This is a genomic window from Bacillus sp. LB7 (assembly GCF_030449715.1).
In the GTDB taxonomy this organism is placed as follows: domain Bacteria; phylum Bacillota; class Bacilli; order Bacillales; family Bacillaceae; genus Bacillus; species Bacillus paralicheniformis.
The window spans coordinates 52,234-65,015 of sequence record NZ_JASGCA010000010.1; the positions used below are offsets into that span (position 1 = coordinate 52,234).

Annotated in this window: 14 protein-coding genes; 10 read left to right on the forward strand and 4 right to left on the reverse strand. The window is 47.3% G+C overall.

Features of this window, described 5'->3' with window-relative positions:
• Positions 1-59 precede the first annotated feature (59 nt).
• Entirely contained in the window at positions 60-590 is a 531-nt protein-coding gene (locus QMZ64_RS14010; RefSeq protein ID WP_265625674.1) for a GrpB family protein, read from the forward strand.
• A gap of 95 nt (positions 591-685) precedes the next feature.
• Here the strand turns inward: QMZ64_RS14010 and QMZ64_RS14015 are convergent, their stop codons facing one another.
• From QMZ64_RS14015 to QMZ64_RS14030, 4 genes are all read right to left on the reverse strand, one after another.
• Entirely contained in the window at positions 686-1,171 is a 486-nt protein-coding gene (locus tag QMZ64_RS14015; RefSeq protein WP_265625673.1) for a GNAT family N-acetyltransferase, read from the reverse strand.
• A 94-nt stretch (positions 1,172-1,265) separates the two neighbouring features.
• On the reverse strand, positions 1,266-1,679 hold the full coding sequence (locus QMZ64_RS14020) for a disulfide oxidoreductase (protein ID WP_265625672.1): 414 nt from the start codon (positions 1,677-1,679) through the stop codon (positions 1,266-1,268).
• Entirely contained in the window at positions 1,669-2,364 is a 696-nt protein-coding gene (locus QMZ64_RS14025) for a DsbA family protein (protein WP_265625671.1), read from the reverse strand. Before QMZ64_RS14025 ends, QMZ64_RS14020 begins: the two co-directional genes overlap by 11 nt.
• A gap of 125 nt (positions 2,365-2,489) precedes the next feature.
• Positions 2,490-4,601, reverse strand: a complete 2,112-nt coding sequence (locus QMZ64_RS14030) for a heavy metal translocating P-type ATPase (RefSeq protein WP_301441386.1) — start codon at positions 4,599-4,601, stop codon at positions 2,490-2,492.
• A gap of 254 nt (positions 4,602-4,855) precedes the next feature.
• On the opposite strand from QMZ64_RS14030, the gene QMZ64_RS14035 reads away from it, so the two are divergent.
• From QMZ64_RS14035 to QMZ64_RS14075, 9 genes are all read left to right on the forward strand, one after another.
• Entirely contained in the window at positions 4,856-5,275 is a 420-nt protein-coding gene (locus tag QMZ64_RS14035) for an ABC transporter substrate-binding protein (RefSeq protein WP_301441387.1), read from the forward strand.
• Positions 5,229-6,263, forward strand: a complete 1,035-nt coding sequence (locus QMZ64_RS14040) for a glycoside hydrolase family 3 protein (RefSeq protein ID WP_301441388.1) — start codon at positions 5,229-5,231, stop codon at positions 6,261-6,263. Before QMZ64_RS14035 ends, QMZ64_RS14040 begins: the two co-directional genes overlap by 47 nt.
• Before the next feature lie 224 nt (positions 6,264-6,487).
• Positions 6,488-7,231 carry a metal ABC transporter ATP-binding protein gene (locus tag QMZ64_RS14045; RefSeq protein WP_265625668.1) on the forward strand — a complete coding sequence of 248 codons (744 nt, stop codon included), beginning with the start codon at positions 6,488-6,490 and terminating at the stop codon, positions 7,229-7,231.
• Entirely contained in the window at positions 7,231-8,091 is an 861-nt protein-coding gene (locus tag QMZ64_RS14050) for a metal ABC transporter permease (protein ID WP_075751382.1), read from the forward strand. Before QMZ64_RS14045 ends, QMZ64_RS14050 begins: the two co-directional genes overlap by 1 nt.
• A gap of 27 nt (positions 8,092-8,118) precedes the next feature.
• On the forward strand, positions 8,119-9,048 hold the full coding sequence (locus tag QMZ64_RS14055; RefSeq protein WP_265625667.1) for a metal ABC transporter substrate-binding protein: 930 nt from the start codon (positions 8,119-8,121) through the stop codon (positions 9,046-9,048).
• A gap of 103 nt (positions 9,049-9,151) precedes the next feature.
• Positions 9,152-9,478 (forward strand): four-helix bundle copper-binding protein, encoded by a 327-nt coding sequence (locus QMZ64_RS14060; protein WP_065644319.1) that lies wholly within the window; start codon positions 9,152-9,154, stop codon positions 9,476-9,478.
• A 109-nt stretch (positions 9,479-9,587) separates the two neighbouring features.
• Complete coding sequence (locus tag QMZ64_RS14065) at positions 9,588-10,367, forward strand: MurR/RpiR family transcriptional regulator (RefSeq protein WP_003185233.1); 780 nt, start codon at positions 9,588-9,590, stop codon at positions 10,365-10,367.
• Between the two features lie 83 nt (positions 10,368-10,450).
• Positions 10,451-11,365: a 1-phosphofructokinase gene (gene pfkB / locus QMZ64_RS14070; protein ID WP_265625666.1), complete on the forward strand. Its 915-nt coding sequence runs from the start codon at positions 10,451-10,453 to the stop codon at positions 11,363-11,365.
• Positions 11,366-11,378: 13 nt separating this feature from the next.
• Entirely contained in the window at positions 11,379-12,779 is a 1,401-nt protein-coding gene (locus tag QMZ64_RS14075) for a PTS fructose transporter subunit IIC (RefSeq protein WP_265625665.1), read from the forward strand.
• The last annotated feature ends 3 nt before the right edge of the window (positions 12,780-12,782 follow it).

Sequence of the window (12,782 nt, forward strand, 5' to 3'; positions counted from 1 at the left end):
ACCCTCTCTGAATCAAAATATCTTATAATATAAAAAGACATTTTAAAAGGGGTGGAAACATGGAACAGGAGATCATCATCGAAAAAGCGAAAGCCGGGTGGACCCAGGAATTTGAAGCTGAAAAACAGCGGCTCACGGATGTCCTCGGAAAAAAAGTTCTCGCTATCGAACATATCGGCAGCACCTCTGTTCCCGGCCTTGCGGCAAAACCGGTGCTCGATCTGATGGCCGGCGTCAACAGTCTCAGCGAAGCTTCAGCGTGGATCGAACCGCTTGAACAGCTCGGTTATGAGCACGTATTTCACGAAGCCTTCCCGGCCAGGCGCTTTTTTCGAAAAGGAATGTGGAGGGCGGGCACACACCATCTGCACATATACGTTTTTCAAAGCGAAGAATGGAAAAACCAGCTGAGATTCCGAAATTATTTAAGAAAGCACTCCGCCGAGCGGCAAGAATATGAAACATTGAAAAAAACCTTGGCGCGGCGCTTTCCATATGACCGCACCTCCTACACAAAGGGAAAAGAGGCGTTCATCAAAGCCGTGATTGAGAAAGAAAAACATTTGGAAAGGAGCGGCCCGGCATGCTGAAAAAGACAAAACATAAATTGTTTACAATAGCCATCGCCTTCATTATGGCGGTTTTGTTATACTACTATGTCCAATTCACGAAGTGAAAGCGGGCATTATACGCGCAAGGCCATTCGGACCGTTTTGAGGATATGCCCTTCAAAGTCTTCATCATATTCGGAGACATCCTCAAAACCCTTCGCCTTGTAAAAGTTTTTTCCGGTGCGGTTTTCTGTTTCAACCTCTACAAAGATCTTTTTTACTCCATCCAAATGTTTTATCCCCTCTTCCAATAATGCGGTTCCGATGCCTTTTCCTTGGTATTCCGGGGCTAAATAAATGGCAGCGAGATAAGCCTCTCCTCCTTCTCTGACAAAGGAGTAGTTAGCAAAGCCGACAATTTTTCCGTCCGCTTCTGAAACGAGCATTAACGAGTGTTCCAAACGCTGCTGCATTCTCTCATCATTGTACGCTTTCTGCAAGAATTTCTCTTGAATATCGAAAGGGATGATCCCTTCATACGTATGATTCCAGCTTGTTTTGGCAATCTGCTGCACTTGACGGATGTCTTTCTTTTTCATTTTACGAATCTTAAATTCCATCCTCATCCTCCTTATCCATTTGATAATTTCCAAATATTATAGCATTCATTTTGTTGAACATGTAAAAAAAAGAGCATTGTCAGACAATGCTCTTTTACTCGTCTTTCCCCTTGAGAAAGCACATAAAAATGATAATCAAAATAAATGCGATAAGGGCGAGAAACGGAATCGTGATGAAACCGAACCAATTGATATACTGCCCTGAGCAAGGCACGCCTGTGACACACGGTTTAATGCCGTTGAATCCGGGAATTTTTTGTTCCATGTAATGCATCAGGGAAATGCCTGCGCCGATCACCGCCATCGGCAGCACGTATTTTTTCACCCGGGCATCGCCCTGGAATGTTGCAATTCCAAGGATCAGCACGAGCGGATACATCATAATCCGCTGATACCAGCACAGTTCGCAAGGAATGAATTTACGGATTTCGCTGAAGTACAGGCTGCCTATCGTCGCTGTTAATGAGACGATCCAGGCACCGTACAGAAAGAGCAGTTTATTTTTCATCAGACTGGCCTTTCAGCTCTTTGTCGATCGTTTCTTTGATTTTGTCATAATCAAACGGTTTATCGATTTTTACGCCGTTGACAAAGATCGTCGGCGTCGAGTCTACACTGTATTTGCTGATGAGCGAATTGTCCGTTTTTAATTGCTCAGAGAACGTTTTGTCATTTAAGCTGCTGACGAGCTTATCGCGTTTGATTTTCGTATTCGTTTCCGTGATGTCCGCCAATTTTGCCGGTGTCGCCCACTCGTTTTCCATCGTGTCATTGTCAGGCTGCGCTTTGTACAGTGCTTCATGGAATTTCCAGAATGAAGCCGGATCTTCCTTCCATACTTGCTCGGAAGCGAGGGCGCTCAATTCAGAGCCTCTGCCGTGCTGTTCATTGACGAAGTTAATATATGAAAAATTAACTTGATCTTTATCGATGTAATCCTTTTTCAAATCCGGAAAGACGGTCTCAGTCCACTGTTTGCAGCTTGGACATTTGTAATCCCCGAATTCTGTGATCGTTACAGTCGCATCTTTGTTGCCAAGAAGCGGCTGTCCTTCAGTTGAAGGCTTGTCATCAAAGGTTTGCGAAGCATTTTGGGTTTGATTGTTGAGTACGACAAGTGCGCCGATCAGAAAAACGACCACGACTGTCATAATCACTGCAAATTTCATCGGTGACTGCTGTTTCTTCTTCACTTAGACACCTCATTATTTTTATTTTTTAGTATGCCAGTTTGATAACCTCTTTCATTTTAACAAGACAAGCCGCATTCGTGAAGATGCTAAAAAAGGAATTTCCAGTTGATTAAGTGGTAAAAAAGTTACATTTCTTTCACTTTTAAAACCCTCATCGCATTTAAAACCGCTAAAAGGGTAACACCGACGTCTGAAAAGACGGCTTCCCACATCGTCGCGATGCCAAAAGCACCCAAGATGAGAAAAACACTTTTAACGCCGAGTGCAAAGATAATATTCTGCCAGACTATCGCCCTCGTCCGCTTGGCAATGCTGATGGCTTCCGCAATTTTTGAAGGCTGGTCTGTCATGATCACAATATCAGCCGCTTCGACTGCCGCATCAGAGCCGAGGCCTCCCATGGCAACACCGATATCCGCTCTCGCCAAGACCGGCGTATCGTTGATGCCGTCTCCTGCGAAAAGCAGCTTTTCTTTTGGAAGCTTTTGCTTGTCAAATGCTTCAATGCGGTCCACCTTGTGCTGTGGAAGAAGCTCCGCATGCACTTCATCAATGGACAGTTCCGCGCCGACCGCCTCGCCGGTTTCTTTCGCGTCGCCCGTCAGCATCACCGTTTTTTTAATCCCCGCTTTTTTCAAAGCAGAGATCGCACGCTTGGCATCCTCTTTGATTTCGTCTGCGATAACAATCGAGCCGATAAACGTATCGCCGGCGGCTACATAAACAACGGTACCGATTTCGCTTTCCTCTTGATACTGTATGCCGAATTTCTTCATGAGCTTGGCATTGCCGGCCAACATGACGGCTCCATCTACAACCGCTCTGACGCCGAAGCCGGCCGTCTCGCTGTAATCCTTGATGCGATCCGCTTGGACTTCCTTCCCGTATGCTTCCCGGATCGACTCGGCGATCGGATGGCCTGAGAAATGTTCGGCAAGCGCCGCATATTCAAGCAGTTCATCTTCTTTGACACGGCCTGCCGGCGACAGCTTAACAACGGCAAATTTGCCTTTTGTTAAAGTGCCTGTTTTGTCAAAAACGGCGTATTTGACATCATTGAGCGCTTCTAAATAATTGCCGCCTTTTACAAGTATACCCGCTTTTGACGCCGCTCCGATGCCGCCGAAAAAGCCGAGCGGAATGGAAACGACGAGGGCGCACGGACAAGAAATGACCAAAAAGACGAGGGCCCGGTACACCCAATCCGACAGCGCGGCTCCGGAAATGATCAGCGGCGGGACAAAAGCGAGAAGAAGCGCGACTATGACAACAAAAGGCGTGTAGTACTTGGCGAATTTGGTGATAAAGTTCTCTGTTTTCGCTTTTCTGCTGCTGGCATTCTGGACGAGGTCAAGAATCTTTGAAACGGTTGATTCACTGTATTCTTTGTCCACTTTCACTTCAAGCACGCCGTTTTTGTTGACAAATCCGCTCAGCACCTCTTCGCCCGGCGCGGCTTCTCGCGGAACGGATTCCCCGGTTAATGCGGACGTATCGACAAGCGATTTGCCCGCTCGTACTTTGCCGTCAAGCGGGACTTTCTCTCCTGGCTTGACAATGATGACATCGCCCGCTTTAACCTCATCAGGAGATACTTTGACCGTACCGCCTTCCGTTTGAAGATTGGCATAATCGGGGCGGATGTCCATCAAATCGCTGATCGATTTCCTGGAGCGGCTGACCGCGGCTCCCTGGAACAGCTCGCCTACTTGATAGAACAGCATAACCGCCACACCCTCGGGATACTGCTGAATGATAAATGCACCCAGAGTGGCGATCGTCATTAAAAAGTGCTCATCAAAAACCCGGCCGCGAAAGATGTTTTTGACGGCCCTTAATACGACATCACCGCCGATGATGAGGTAAGCAAGGAAAAAGAGAATCCACTCAGCTGCGGTACCGCCGGGAAGCAGAAAGCCCGCCGCGCCGAGAACGGTGCCTGCAGCCAGTCTTGCAACCGTTTTTTTAAACCGGCCATCACCTTCGGATGGAGCCTGTTTTGTCCCTTCCTTCAACATGACGTTGACGTGCGGTTCGATCTCGGTTACTTTTTTCTTTATTTTTGAAGGAATGTCTTCACCGCTGTTTTGGTCGACTTTGACAGTCAGCGTGCTTGTTGCGAAATTGACTGAACACGCTTCAATCCCTTTCATACCGGCTATCTCATGCTCAATTTTTTGTGCGCAATTGCCGCAGTCGAGACCGTTTAACATGTATTCCTGCTTCACCTTTTCCATCTCTCTCACCTTTCTTTTTCAGCGCCGGGCTTTATTTTATATATGAGCATATACGCATATATTATTTACCCTTATTATATGCTTCATCCGAAAAATGTGTCAATCGATCTTTGTTATCATACGCACCGGACTGTTTCCGCGTTTACCCTGCTTTCGCGCCTGTGAAACTCTGCTGGCATATTAGAAGCGATGCCAAAATATACTTAGTTTAGCTATTAAACTAACAAGCTTTTTTTCATAAGGAGTGAACGTTTTTGAAAAAATCGTGTCTGATGGTCCTCTGTCTCGCCTTTCTTCTCGTTTTTTCCGCAGGCTGCAAAAGCGGCACCGATGCTGGCGCAAAGCATACGGAAAAAATCAAAGTCTGGGATTACTTCACCGGTAAGCAGCAGGAGCTTTATCATGAACTTGTCGAACAGTACAATCGGTCTCAGGACCGGTACAAAGTTGTAACAGAGTACATTTCTTTTAATGAAGTGAAAAAGCAATTGTCTGTCGGAGCAGCCGGCAATGCCATGCCTGACGCCGTTTTCCTTGACAATGTCGACAATGCCTCATTCGCCGCCATGGGCGTGCTCGAAGATTTGACGGAGAAAGTCGAGCAATGGGGGCAGGCTGACCGGTATTATGAGGGGCCGCTCTCAAAGCTATCCGTTCGCTCTCACCTGGGCTAAAGCGCACATTCCTGCGATCATATACTCCGCTCACGGAGGCCAGGAGGCGGGAAGCGCATTGGCGGGCATTCTTTTTGGAGATGAAAATCCCGGCGGACGGCTGACGCAAACTTGGCACACGTCAGTCAAAGAACTGCCGGATATGATGAATTACGATATCATCAAAGGGAAAAGAACCTATAAATATTTCGAAGGCAAGCCGCTGTATCCGTTCGGCCACGGGTTATCCTATACAGCGTTCCGCTACAGCGGTTTAAGCGTTTCCTCTGACAGCATCAAAAAAGACGGCTCCGTCACGATCCGCGTCAACGTCACCAACACAGGCGGAAGAAAAGGAGATGAGGTCGTTCAGCTCTATACTTCTCCCCTGTTTAAAACGCGGGTTAACCAGCCCAATCTGGACTTAAAAAACTTTCATCGGGTTGAACTGGCACCGAAAGAAACGAAAACCGTGACATTCAAGCTGAAACAGACAGACCTTGCCTTCTGGGATGTAACGAGCGAAACGTTTGCCGTTGAAAGAGGCGCATACAAAATATCGGTCGGGAGCTCGACGGCGGACATCCGCAAGACAAAGCGGATTTTCGTCCAAGGTGAAACGATTCGAGAACGGAACTTGCGGCGGCAGACAAAAGCTGAAAACTACGACGACTACAAAGGCGTGCTCATCACCGAAGAATCCAGATACGGCGGCGATGCGGTAAAAAGCAGTACAGCAAACGCGTGGATCGCCTTCCATGATGTCCGCTTCAAAGGCGAAAAAAGGATAAAAGCAAAGGTTGCAAGCAGAGGCGGCGGCGAAATCGGCATCTTCCTCGATCATCCTCAAAAAGGAAAGCAAATCGGCTCGTTAAAAGTTCCTGACACATCCGGATTGCAAAATTGGAAAACGATAAAAGCTTCCGTCCGAAAATCGGCAGGTACCCATCGCATCTACTTTGTCTTCAATGGAAAAGTCGCAATCGATACGTTTCAATTTGAACGATAAACCGGCACAGAAGAAATTTTTTTTAAGCCATGCAGCTTGATCTGCATGGCTTCTACCGTTTTTCAGCAATTTTAGCGCTTTACAACTTAGGAATGATATATTAGAATTCAATCAAAAGTTGCATTAGGTAAAAAAAATGTCATAAGGCAATAAAATATTACTGTAACAAAAATATTGTATTCAGGTTAACTTTCATATAGACATAGAAAGGGGTCAATGAACCTATGAAGCCCGCGATTACTGTAAAAGATTTATATGTTTCTTATCACGGCGCAGAAGCGCTCCGTAATATCAATTTCTCGCTCGATCAAGGAATGATGGCGGGCGTTATCGGACCGAACGGCGCAGGAAAATCAACACTGTTAAAAGCCATGCTCCAATTGATTCCAAAGGATAAAGGCGACGTCCGTCTGCTCGGAAAACCGCTCAAAGATGTACGCAAGCAAATTGCCTATGTTCCGCAGCGGAATGATATGGATTGGACGTTCCCGATCAATGTCCTCGACACCGTCATCCTCGGTACGTATCCTGAACTCGGCCTTTTCAGACGTCCGAAAAAACGCGATAAAGACTGGGCATATCACTGTCTAGAAAAAGTCGGGATGGAAGCATACGCCAAGCGCCAGATCGGTGAACTGTCAGGCGGGCAGCAGCAGCGCGTTTTTCTCGCCCGGGCGCTCGCCCAAAAAGCAGAGCTGTTCTGTCTTGACGAACCGTTCGTCGGAATTGATGTGACTAGCGAAGAAATGATCGTCAGCATCTTAAAGGAACTTCGTGATCAAGGAGAGACCGTTCTTGTCGTCCATCACGATTTGAGCAAAGCGGACAGCTACTTCAATGAATTAATTTTGCTGAACAAAGAGCTGATTCAAAAAGGCCCTGTCTCAGACATCCTCAATCCCGACGTGATGATGAAAGCCTATGAATCTCAGCTTCCGTTCCTGCAATCGAAAAGAGGTGCGATCTGATGGAATTTATCCATGGTTTGATGGAATATTCATTTCTGCAAAAATCGCTGTTCACATCGATTATGGTGGGCATCATTTGCGGCGTCATCGGCTGCTTTATCATTCTCAGGGGAATGGCGCTGATGGGAGATGCGATTTCACACGCGGTCCTTCCCGGCGTCGCCATCTCTTATATGCTCGGCGTCAATTTTTTCTTCGGGGCCGTCTTTACGGGCATCCTGACGGCTCTCGGAATCGGCTATGTCAGCCAAAACAGCCGGATTAAAAACGATTCGGCCATCGGTATCGTCTTCACGGCCTTTTTCGCCGTCGGGATCATTTTGATTACGCTTGTCAAAAGCTCAAGCGATCTGTACCACATCTTATTCGGAAATGTGCTGGCCGTTCGTTCATCCGACATGTGGATCACGCTCGTCATCGGAGTCATTATTCTTACCGCCGTCTTTTTGTTTTACAAAGAGCTGCTCATCACCTCTTTCGACCCGACGATGGCGGCCGTCTACGGCTTGCCGAACCGGCTGATTCACTACTTTTTAATGACGCTTTTAACGATGGTCACGGTCGCATCGCTTCAGACCGTCGGCATTATCCTCGTCGTCGCGATGCTGATCACGCCTGCCGCAACCGCTTATTTATTAACGGACCGGCTGTGGGTGATGATCTATTTGTCCGCTTTCCTCGGCGCTTTGTCAGCGGTCGTCGGCCTTGGATTAAGCTATACGTACAACCTCTCCTCAGGAGCGGCGATCGTGCTCGTGGCTACGATTTTGTTCGGACTTTCCTTTACATTTTCACCGAAACAAGGCGTGCTTTGGAGAGCTTTGAAATCAAGAAGAAAACGGGCAGCACTTCAATCATAACCGCAATATAAAGGGGGAAAACAAAACATGAAATGGAAGCAAACATTAGCTATTGCGGCGGCATTGATTCTTATTCTTGCCGCCGGCTGCTCCTCGAAAAGCAGCAGTGAAGAAAACGGAAAGCTAAAGGTCGTCACCACCTACTCCATTCTCTATGACATCGTCAAACAAGTCGGAGGAGATCACATCGATTTATACAGCATTGTACCTGTCGGAACAGACCCGCACGAATACGATCCGCTGCCTAAAGACGTGCAAAAAACGACGGACGCCGATATCGTCTTTTACAACGGCCTCAATTTGGAGACAGGAAACGGCTGGTTTAACAAGCTGCTGGAAACAGCTGAAAAAGACGGCGATGACGCCCCTGTCTACAAGCTGAGCAAAGGGGTCAAGCCAAAGCATCTCACAGCTAAAGGTAAAGAAACGGAAGAAGATCCCCATGCATGGCTCGATATAGAAAACGGGATTCAATATGCCAAAAACGCAAGAGATGCGCTGATCAAAAACGATCCCGACCATAAAGAAGATTACGAGAAAAACGCGGAAGCCTATATCGGCAAGCTGCAAAAGCTTCATAATGAAGCGGTGAACCGCTTTAAAGATATACCGAAAGAGCGCCGCGTCCTTGTGACGAGCGAAGGAGCTTTTAAATATTTCGCTTCAGCCTACGGCGTCGACGCGCAGTATATTTGGGAAATCAATACCGAAAATGAAGGGACTCCCGGTCAGATGAAAAAAATCGTCGACACGGTGAAGAAAAAGGACGTCCCGGCCTTATTCGTGGAGACAAGCGTTGACCCGCGAAGCATGGAAAGCCTGTCAGCGGAAACGGGCGTGCCGATTAAAGCAAAAGTCTTCACCGATTCGATCGGAAAGCCCGGTGAAGCGGGTGATTCCTATTATAATATGATGAAAGAAAACCTTGACCGGATCCATCAAGGTCTCGGCGAATAACCGACGAACTGCTGTACACGATGTACAGCAGTTTTTCGTATGTTTTCCCGCTTTTAAAGCAGGGTACAACAAAGGGAAAACGCAGAAAAAAGGAGTGTATGTCGTGGAATCTGTATATGAGGAATGCATCAAAGCCTGCCGGGAATGTCTTGAAGCCTGCAATCACTGCTTTGACAAATGTCTGATGGAAGAAGACGCGGGGATGATGGCCGAATGCATCCGGCTTGACCGGGAATGCGCAGAGATGTGCGGATTCGCACTTCAAGCAATGACGCGCAACAGCCCGTATGCCGAAGACATTTGCCAGCTATGCGCAAAGGTTTGTGAAGCTTGCGGCAATGAATGCAGCCTGCACAAGCATGACCACTGCCAGCTTTGCGCTGAAAGCTGCTTTGCATGTGCGGAAGCATGCAGAAAAATCGCTTCTTAACTTGAAATATCCGGCTCTCGGGCCGGATATTGTTATGTCGGAAACGTTTATTTTTTCTCCTCCCCCCTTGCCAAACTGATACAATATGACTATAAAAGGGGGTTTTAATATGAAAGACAGCGTGTTTCAAATGACTTCTGACACATATCAGTCGCTCAGCGATTCAGAACGGCATTTGCTCGAGTACATTTATCAGCACTTAGATGTCATCGCCACTTTATCAATTGTAAAATTAAGCGAGGATGCAAATGTTTCAACAGCCACGATTGTCAGGTTAATGAAAAAGCTCGGTTATGACGGCTACACTTCTTTTAAGTACGCATTAAAAGAAAAACACCACCTCGGACACGCTCCGCTGATGGATGATATCGACAGCCAAATTAAACAGGCCGTGCTAAAGAATGAAAGAGAAGTTCTGGATACGATTAAAATGCTTGATATCGGGTTGATCGAAGATGCTATTCAAAAAATCAGCAATGCCGAAAAAGTTTACATTTTCGCAAGAGGATTGTCGGAAATGATTGGGACCGAGATGACGATCAAGCTTCAGCTGCTCGGCAAAAACTGCGAGATGCACAGCGACCCGAATATTATTAGAGGCAAGTCAAAAACACTGGCCAAAAAAGACCTCGGCCTTTTTGTTTCCCTGAACGGCGAGACAGAAGAGCTTGTTGAAGCCGCTCAAAATTTCAAATTGCAAGCCATTTCCACCATTACATTAACAACAAGGATCGATTCGCGTCTTGCGAAATTATCAGAGATCGTACTGGTCGGGTTTAAAGGTGAACAATCATTTTTTCCCGATTATGAAGTCCGCTCTCGCCTCCCTCTGCAAGTCCTCTCCCGCATCATGCTTGACTCATACGTCATCCGCACCGCTCATAGCTGAAAACCTTTACACAACCTGTAAACATCCCCCCTTTTATCTGTGACATAATGTCTGTGAAGCCACAGATAAAGGGGGGATACAGCATGATTTATACATGCACGATGAACACCGCGGTCGACTTATTCGTTGAAACCGACGAGCTGCTTCCCGATGTCGTCAACCGCACTAAAGATGAAGATTATCAGGCAAACGGAAAGGGTGTCAATATTTCTTTTATGCTCAAGCGCCTCGGCCTTAACAATACCGCGCTTGGATTTACAGGCGGATTTACCGGGCGTTTTATTGAAAATGAACTGCTCAATGAAAAAATCGTCACAGACTTTGTCGAAGTCGAAGGCATCTCACGGATTAATATTTTTATTAATGCCACCAGGGAATTCAAAATCGTAAACAAAGGTCCGCTTATATCTGTTGGTCGAACACAGGAGCTGCTCAACAAAATCCGTCAAATTCCGTCCGGCCGCTTTTTATTTGTTTCAGGCAGTCTTCCGAGAGGAGTCCCCGATGACATCTACCTTTCGCTTTCCGAGATTGCCGCCGAAAACAAACTGAAATTGATCTTGGATATCAGTTCTCCTGTCCTATTAGATTGTCTTTCATACTATCCTTACCTGATTAAACCGAATGAACAGGAGCTTGCCGCTTTTTTCAGCCGGAAGAAAGCGCTGTCTGAAGAAGACATCATCCATTACGGAAAGGAGCTTCTCGACCGCGGCGCTGAAAGGGTTCTCATCTCCCGCGGCAAAGACGGTGCCCTTTATTTGGACCGCCAAAGAACCTTAAAAGCGACCGCCGCGAAAGGCAAAGTTGTCAATACAGCGTGTGCCGGCGATGCCATGCTTGCCGTGTTCGTCGGAAAACAGGAGCTCGGCTGTTCTGTTCCTGAAGCACTCAGACACGCCTCTGCCGCCGGATCCTTGACGGCTTTCTCGAAAGGACTCGGAGATGTGTCCAAACTCGATCAAACCGCTTCACAAATTCAAATCACTCATTTATAAAGGGGGTTTTCTTATGAAAAAGTTCAAAATCATCGCGGCAACCGGCTGTCCAACAGGAATTGCCCATACATTTATGGCTGAAGAGGCCTTAAAACAGGCCGCCGCCAAACTGGGTGTAGAAATCAAAGTCGAAACACACGGACAAATCGGCGTTCAAAACGAACTATCACCAGAAGACATTAAACAAGCCGACGGAGTCATTGTCGCAGCTGACAAGGATGTAGGCGCCGAGCGTTTTGCAGGCAAACGCGTCCTTGACGTCCCGGTTGCGCGGGGCATCCGAGATGCGGAATCTTTAATTCAGGCGCTGATGAACGGCGAAGCGCCGATTTACCGCGGACAAACAACGGCAAAAACAGATGATGAACCCCAAACAGGCGAAGCCGCTTCCATCGGCCGTAAAATATATAAACATTTGATGAACGGGGTTTCCCACATGCTCCCATTTGTCGTCGGCGGAGGGGTTTTGATAGCACTATCCTTTTTATTCGGTATCCATTCAGCAGATCCTGAACATCCAAGCTACAACGCTTTTGCCGAATTGCTGAATAAAACTGGTGCCTTCGGCTTCCAGCTGATGGTTCCGATTTTATCCGCCTATATCGCCGATTCAATGGCCAAACGCCCCGGCCTGATTGTCGGTTTTATCGGCGGCATGATCGCCAGCACGGGTGGAGCGGGTTTTCTGGGCGGCATCGTATCCGGTTTTTTGGCGGGACTGATCATTTACGGTCTCTCGTATGCACTTAAAAAAATGCCTCAGTCCCTTGAAGGGCTAAAAGCAATTTTTCTATATCCGGTTATCGGCATTTTTCTGATCGGTGCGGTCATGTTTTTCCTCGTCGAGCCGATGACGGCCATCAATGAAGGGATGAAGGACTTTTTAGCCGATTTTCAAGGGGCGAACCCCGTCATTCTCGGCTTGATTATCGGCTGTATGAGCGCATTTGACATGGGCGGACCGGTCAATAAAGCCGCTTATGTCACCGGCACTGCTCTTCTCGCTGAAGGGAACCAATATTTCATGGCAGGCGTTTCCGCCGCGTGCATCACACCGCCGCTCGTCATTGCGTTTGCCACTTTGCTTTTCCGCAAATATTTCAGCCAGCAGGACCGAAATGCAGGGCTTGTCAATTTTATTCTCGGCGCCACTCATATTACCGAAGGTGCTATCCCGTTCGCCGCAAAAAAACCGATCCCTGTCATTCCGATTTTGATGATCGGCTCTTCGGTATCGGCGATATTAACATACTCATTCGCAGTTCAAGTACCTGCTCCGCACGGCGGATTCCTTGTACTTCCCGTTGTCACAGGAGCCTTTCAGTGGGTGTTGTCGATTATCATCGGATCGCTTATCGGCGCCTTCTTATACGGCTTTTACCAAAAACGGACATATGAAAAACAGAAAGGCTGATCA

Coding starts and splice junctions, on each gene's coding strand:
- QMZ64_RS14075 (WP_265625665.1), top strand. CDS start 11,379: ATGAAAAAGTTCAAAATCATCGCGGCAACCGGCTGTCCAACAGGAATT.
- QMZ64_RS14015 (WP_265625673.1), bottom strand. CDS start 1,171: ATGGAATTTAAGATTCGTAAAATGAAAAAGAAAGACATCCGTCAAGTG.
- QMZ64_RS14045 (WP_265625668.1), top strand. CDS start 6,488: ATGAAGCCCGCGATTACTGTAAAAGATTTATATGTTTCTTATCACGGC.
- QMZ64_RS14055 (WP_265625667.1), top strand. CDS start 8,119: ATGAAATGGAAGCAAACATTAGCTATTGCGGCGGCATTGATTCTTATT.
- QMZ64_RS14030 (WP_301441386.1), bottom strand. CDS start 4,601: ATGGAAAAGGTGAAGCAGGAATACATGTTAAACGGTCTCGACTGCGGC.
- QMZ64_RS14040 (WP_301441388.1), top strand. CDS start 5,229: ATGAGGGGCCGCTCTCAAAGCTATCCGTTCGCTCTCACCTGGGCTAAA.
- pfkB (WP_265625666.1), top strand. CDS start 10,451: ATGATTTATACATGCACGATGAACACCGCGGTCGACTTATTCGTTGAA.
- QMZ64_RS14010 (WP_265625674.1), top strand. CDS start 60: ATGGAACAGGAGATCATCATCGAAAAAGCGAAAGCCGGGTGGACCCAG.
- QMZ64_RS14050 (WP_075751382.1), top strand. CDS start 7,231: ATGGAATTTATCCATGGTTTGATGGAATATTCATTTCTGCAAAAATCG.
- QMZ64_RS14065 (WP_003185233.1), top strand. CDS start 9,588: ATGAAAGACAGCGTGTTTCAAATGACTTCTGACACATATCAGTCGCTC.
- QMZ64_RS14020 (WP_265625672.1), bottom strand. CDS start 1,679: ATGAAAAATAAACTGCTCTTTCTGTACGGTGCCTGGATCGTCTCATTA.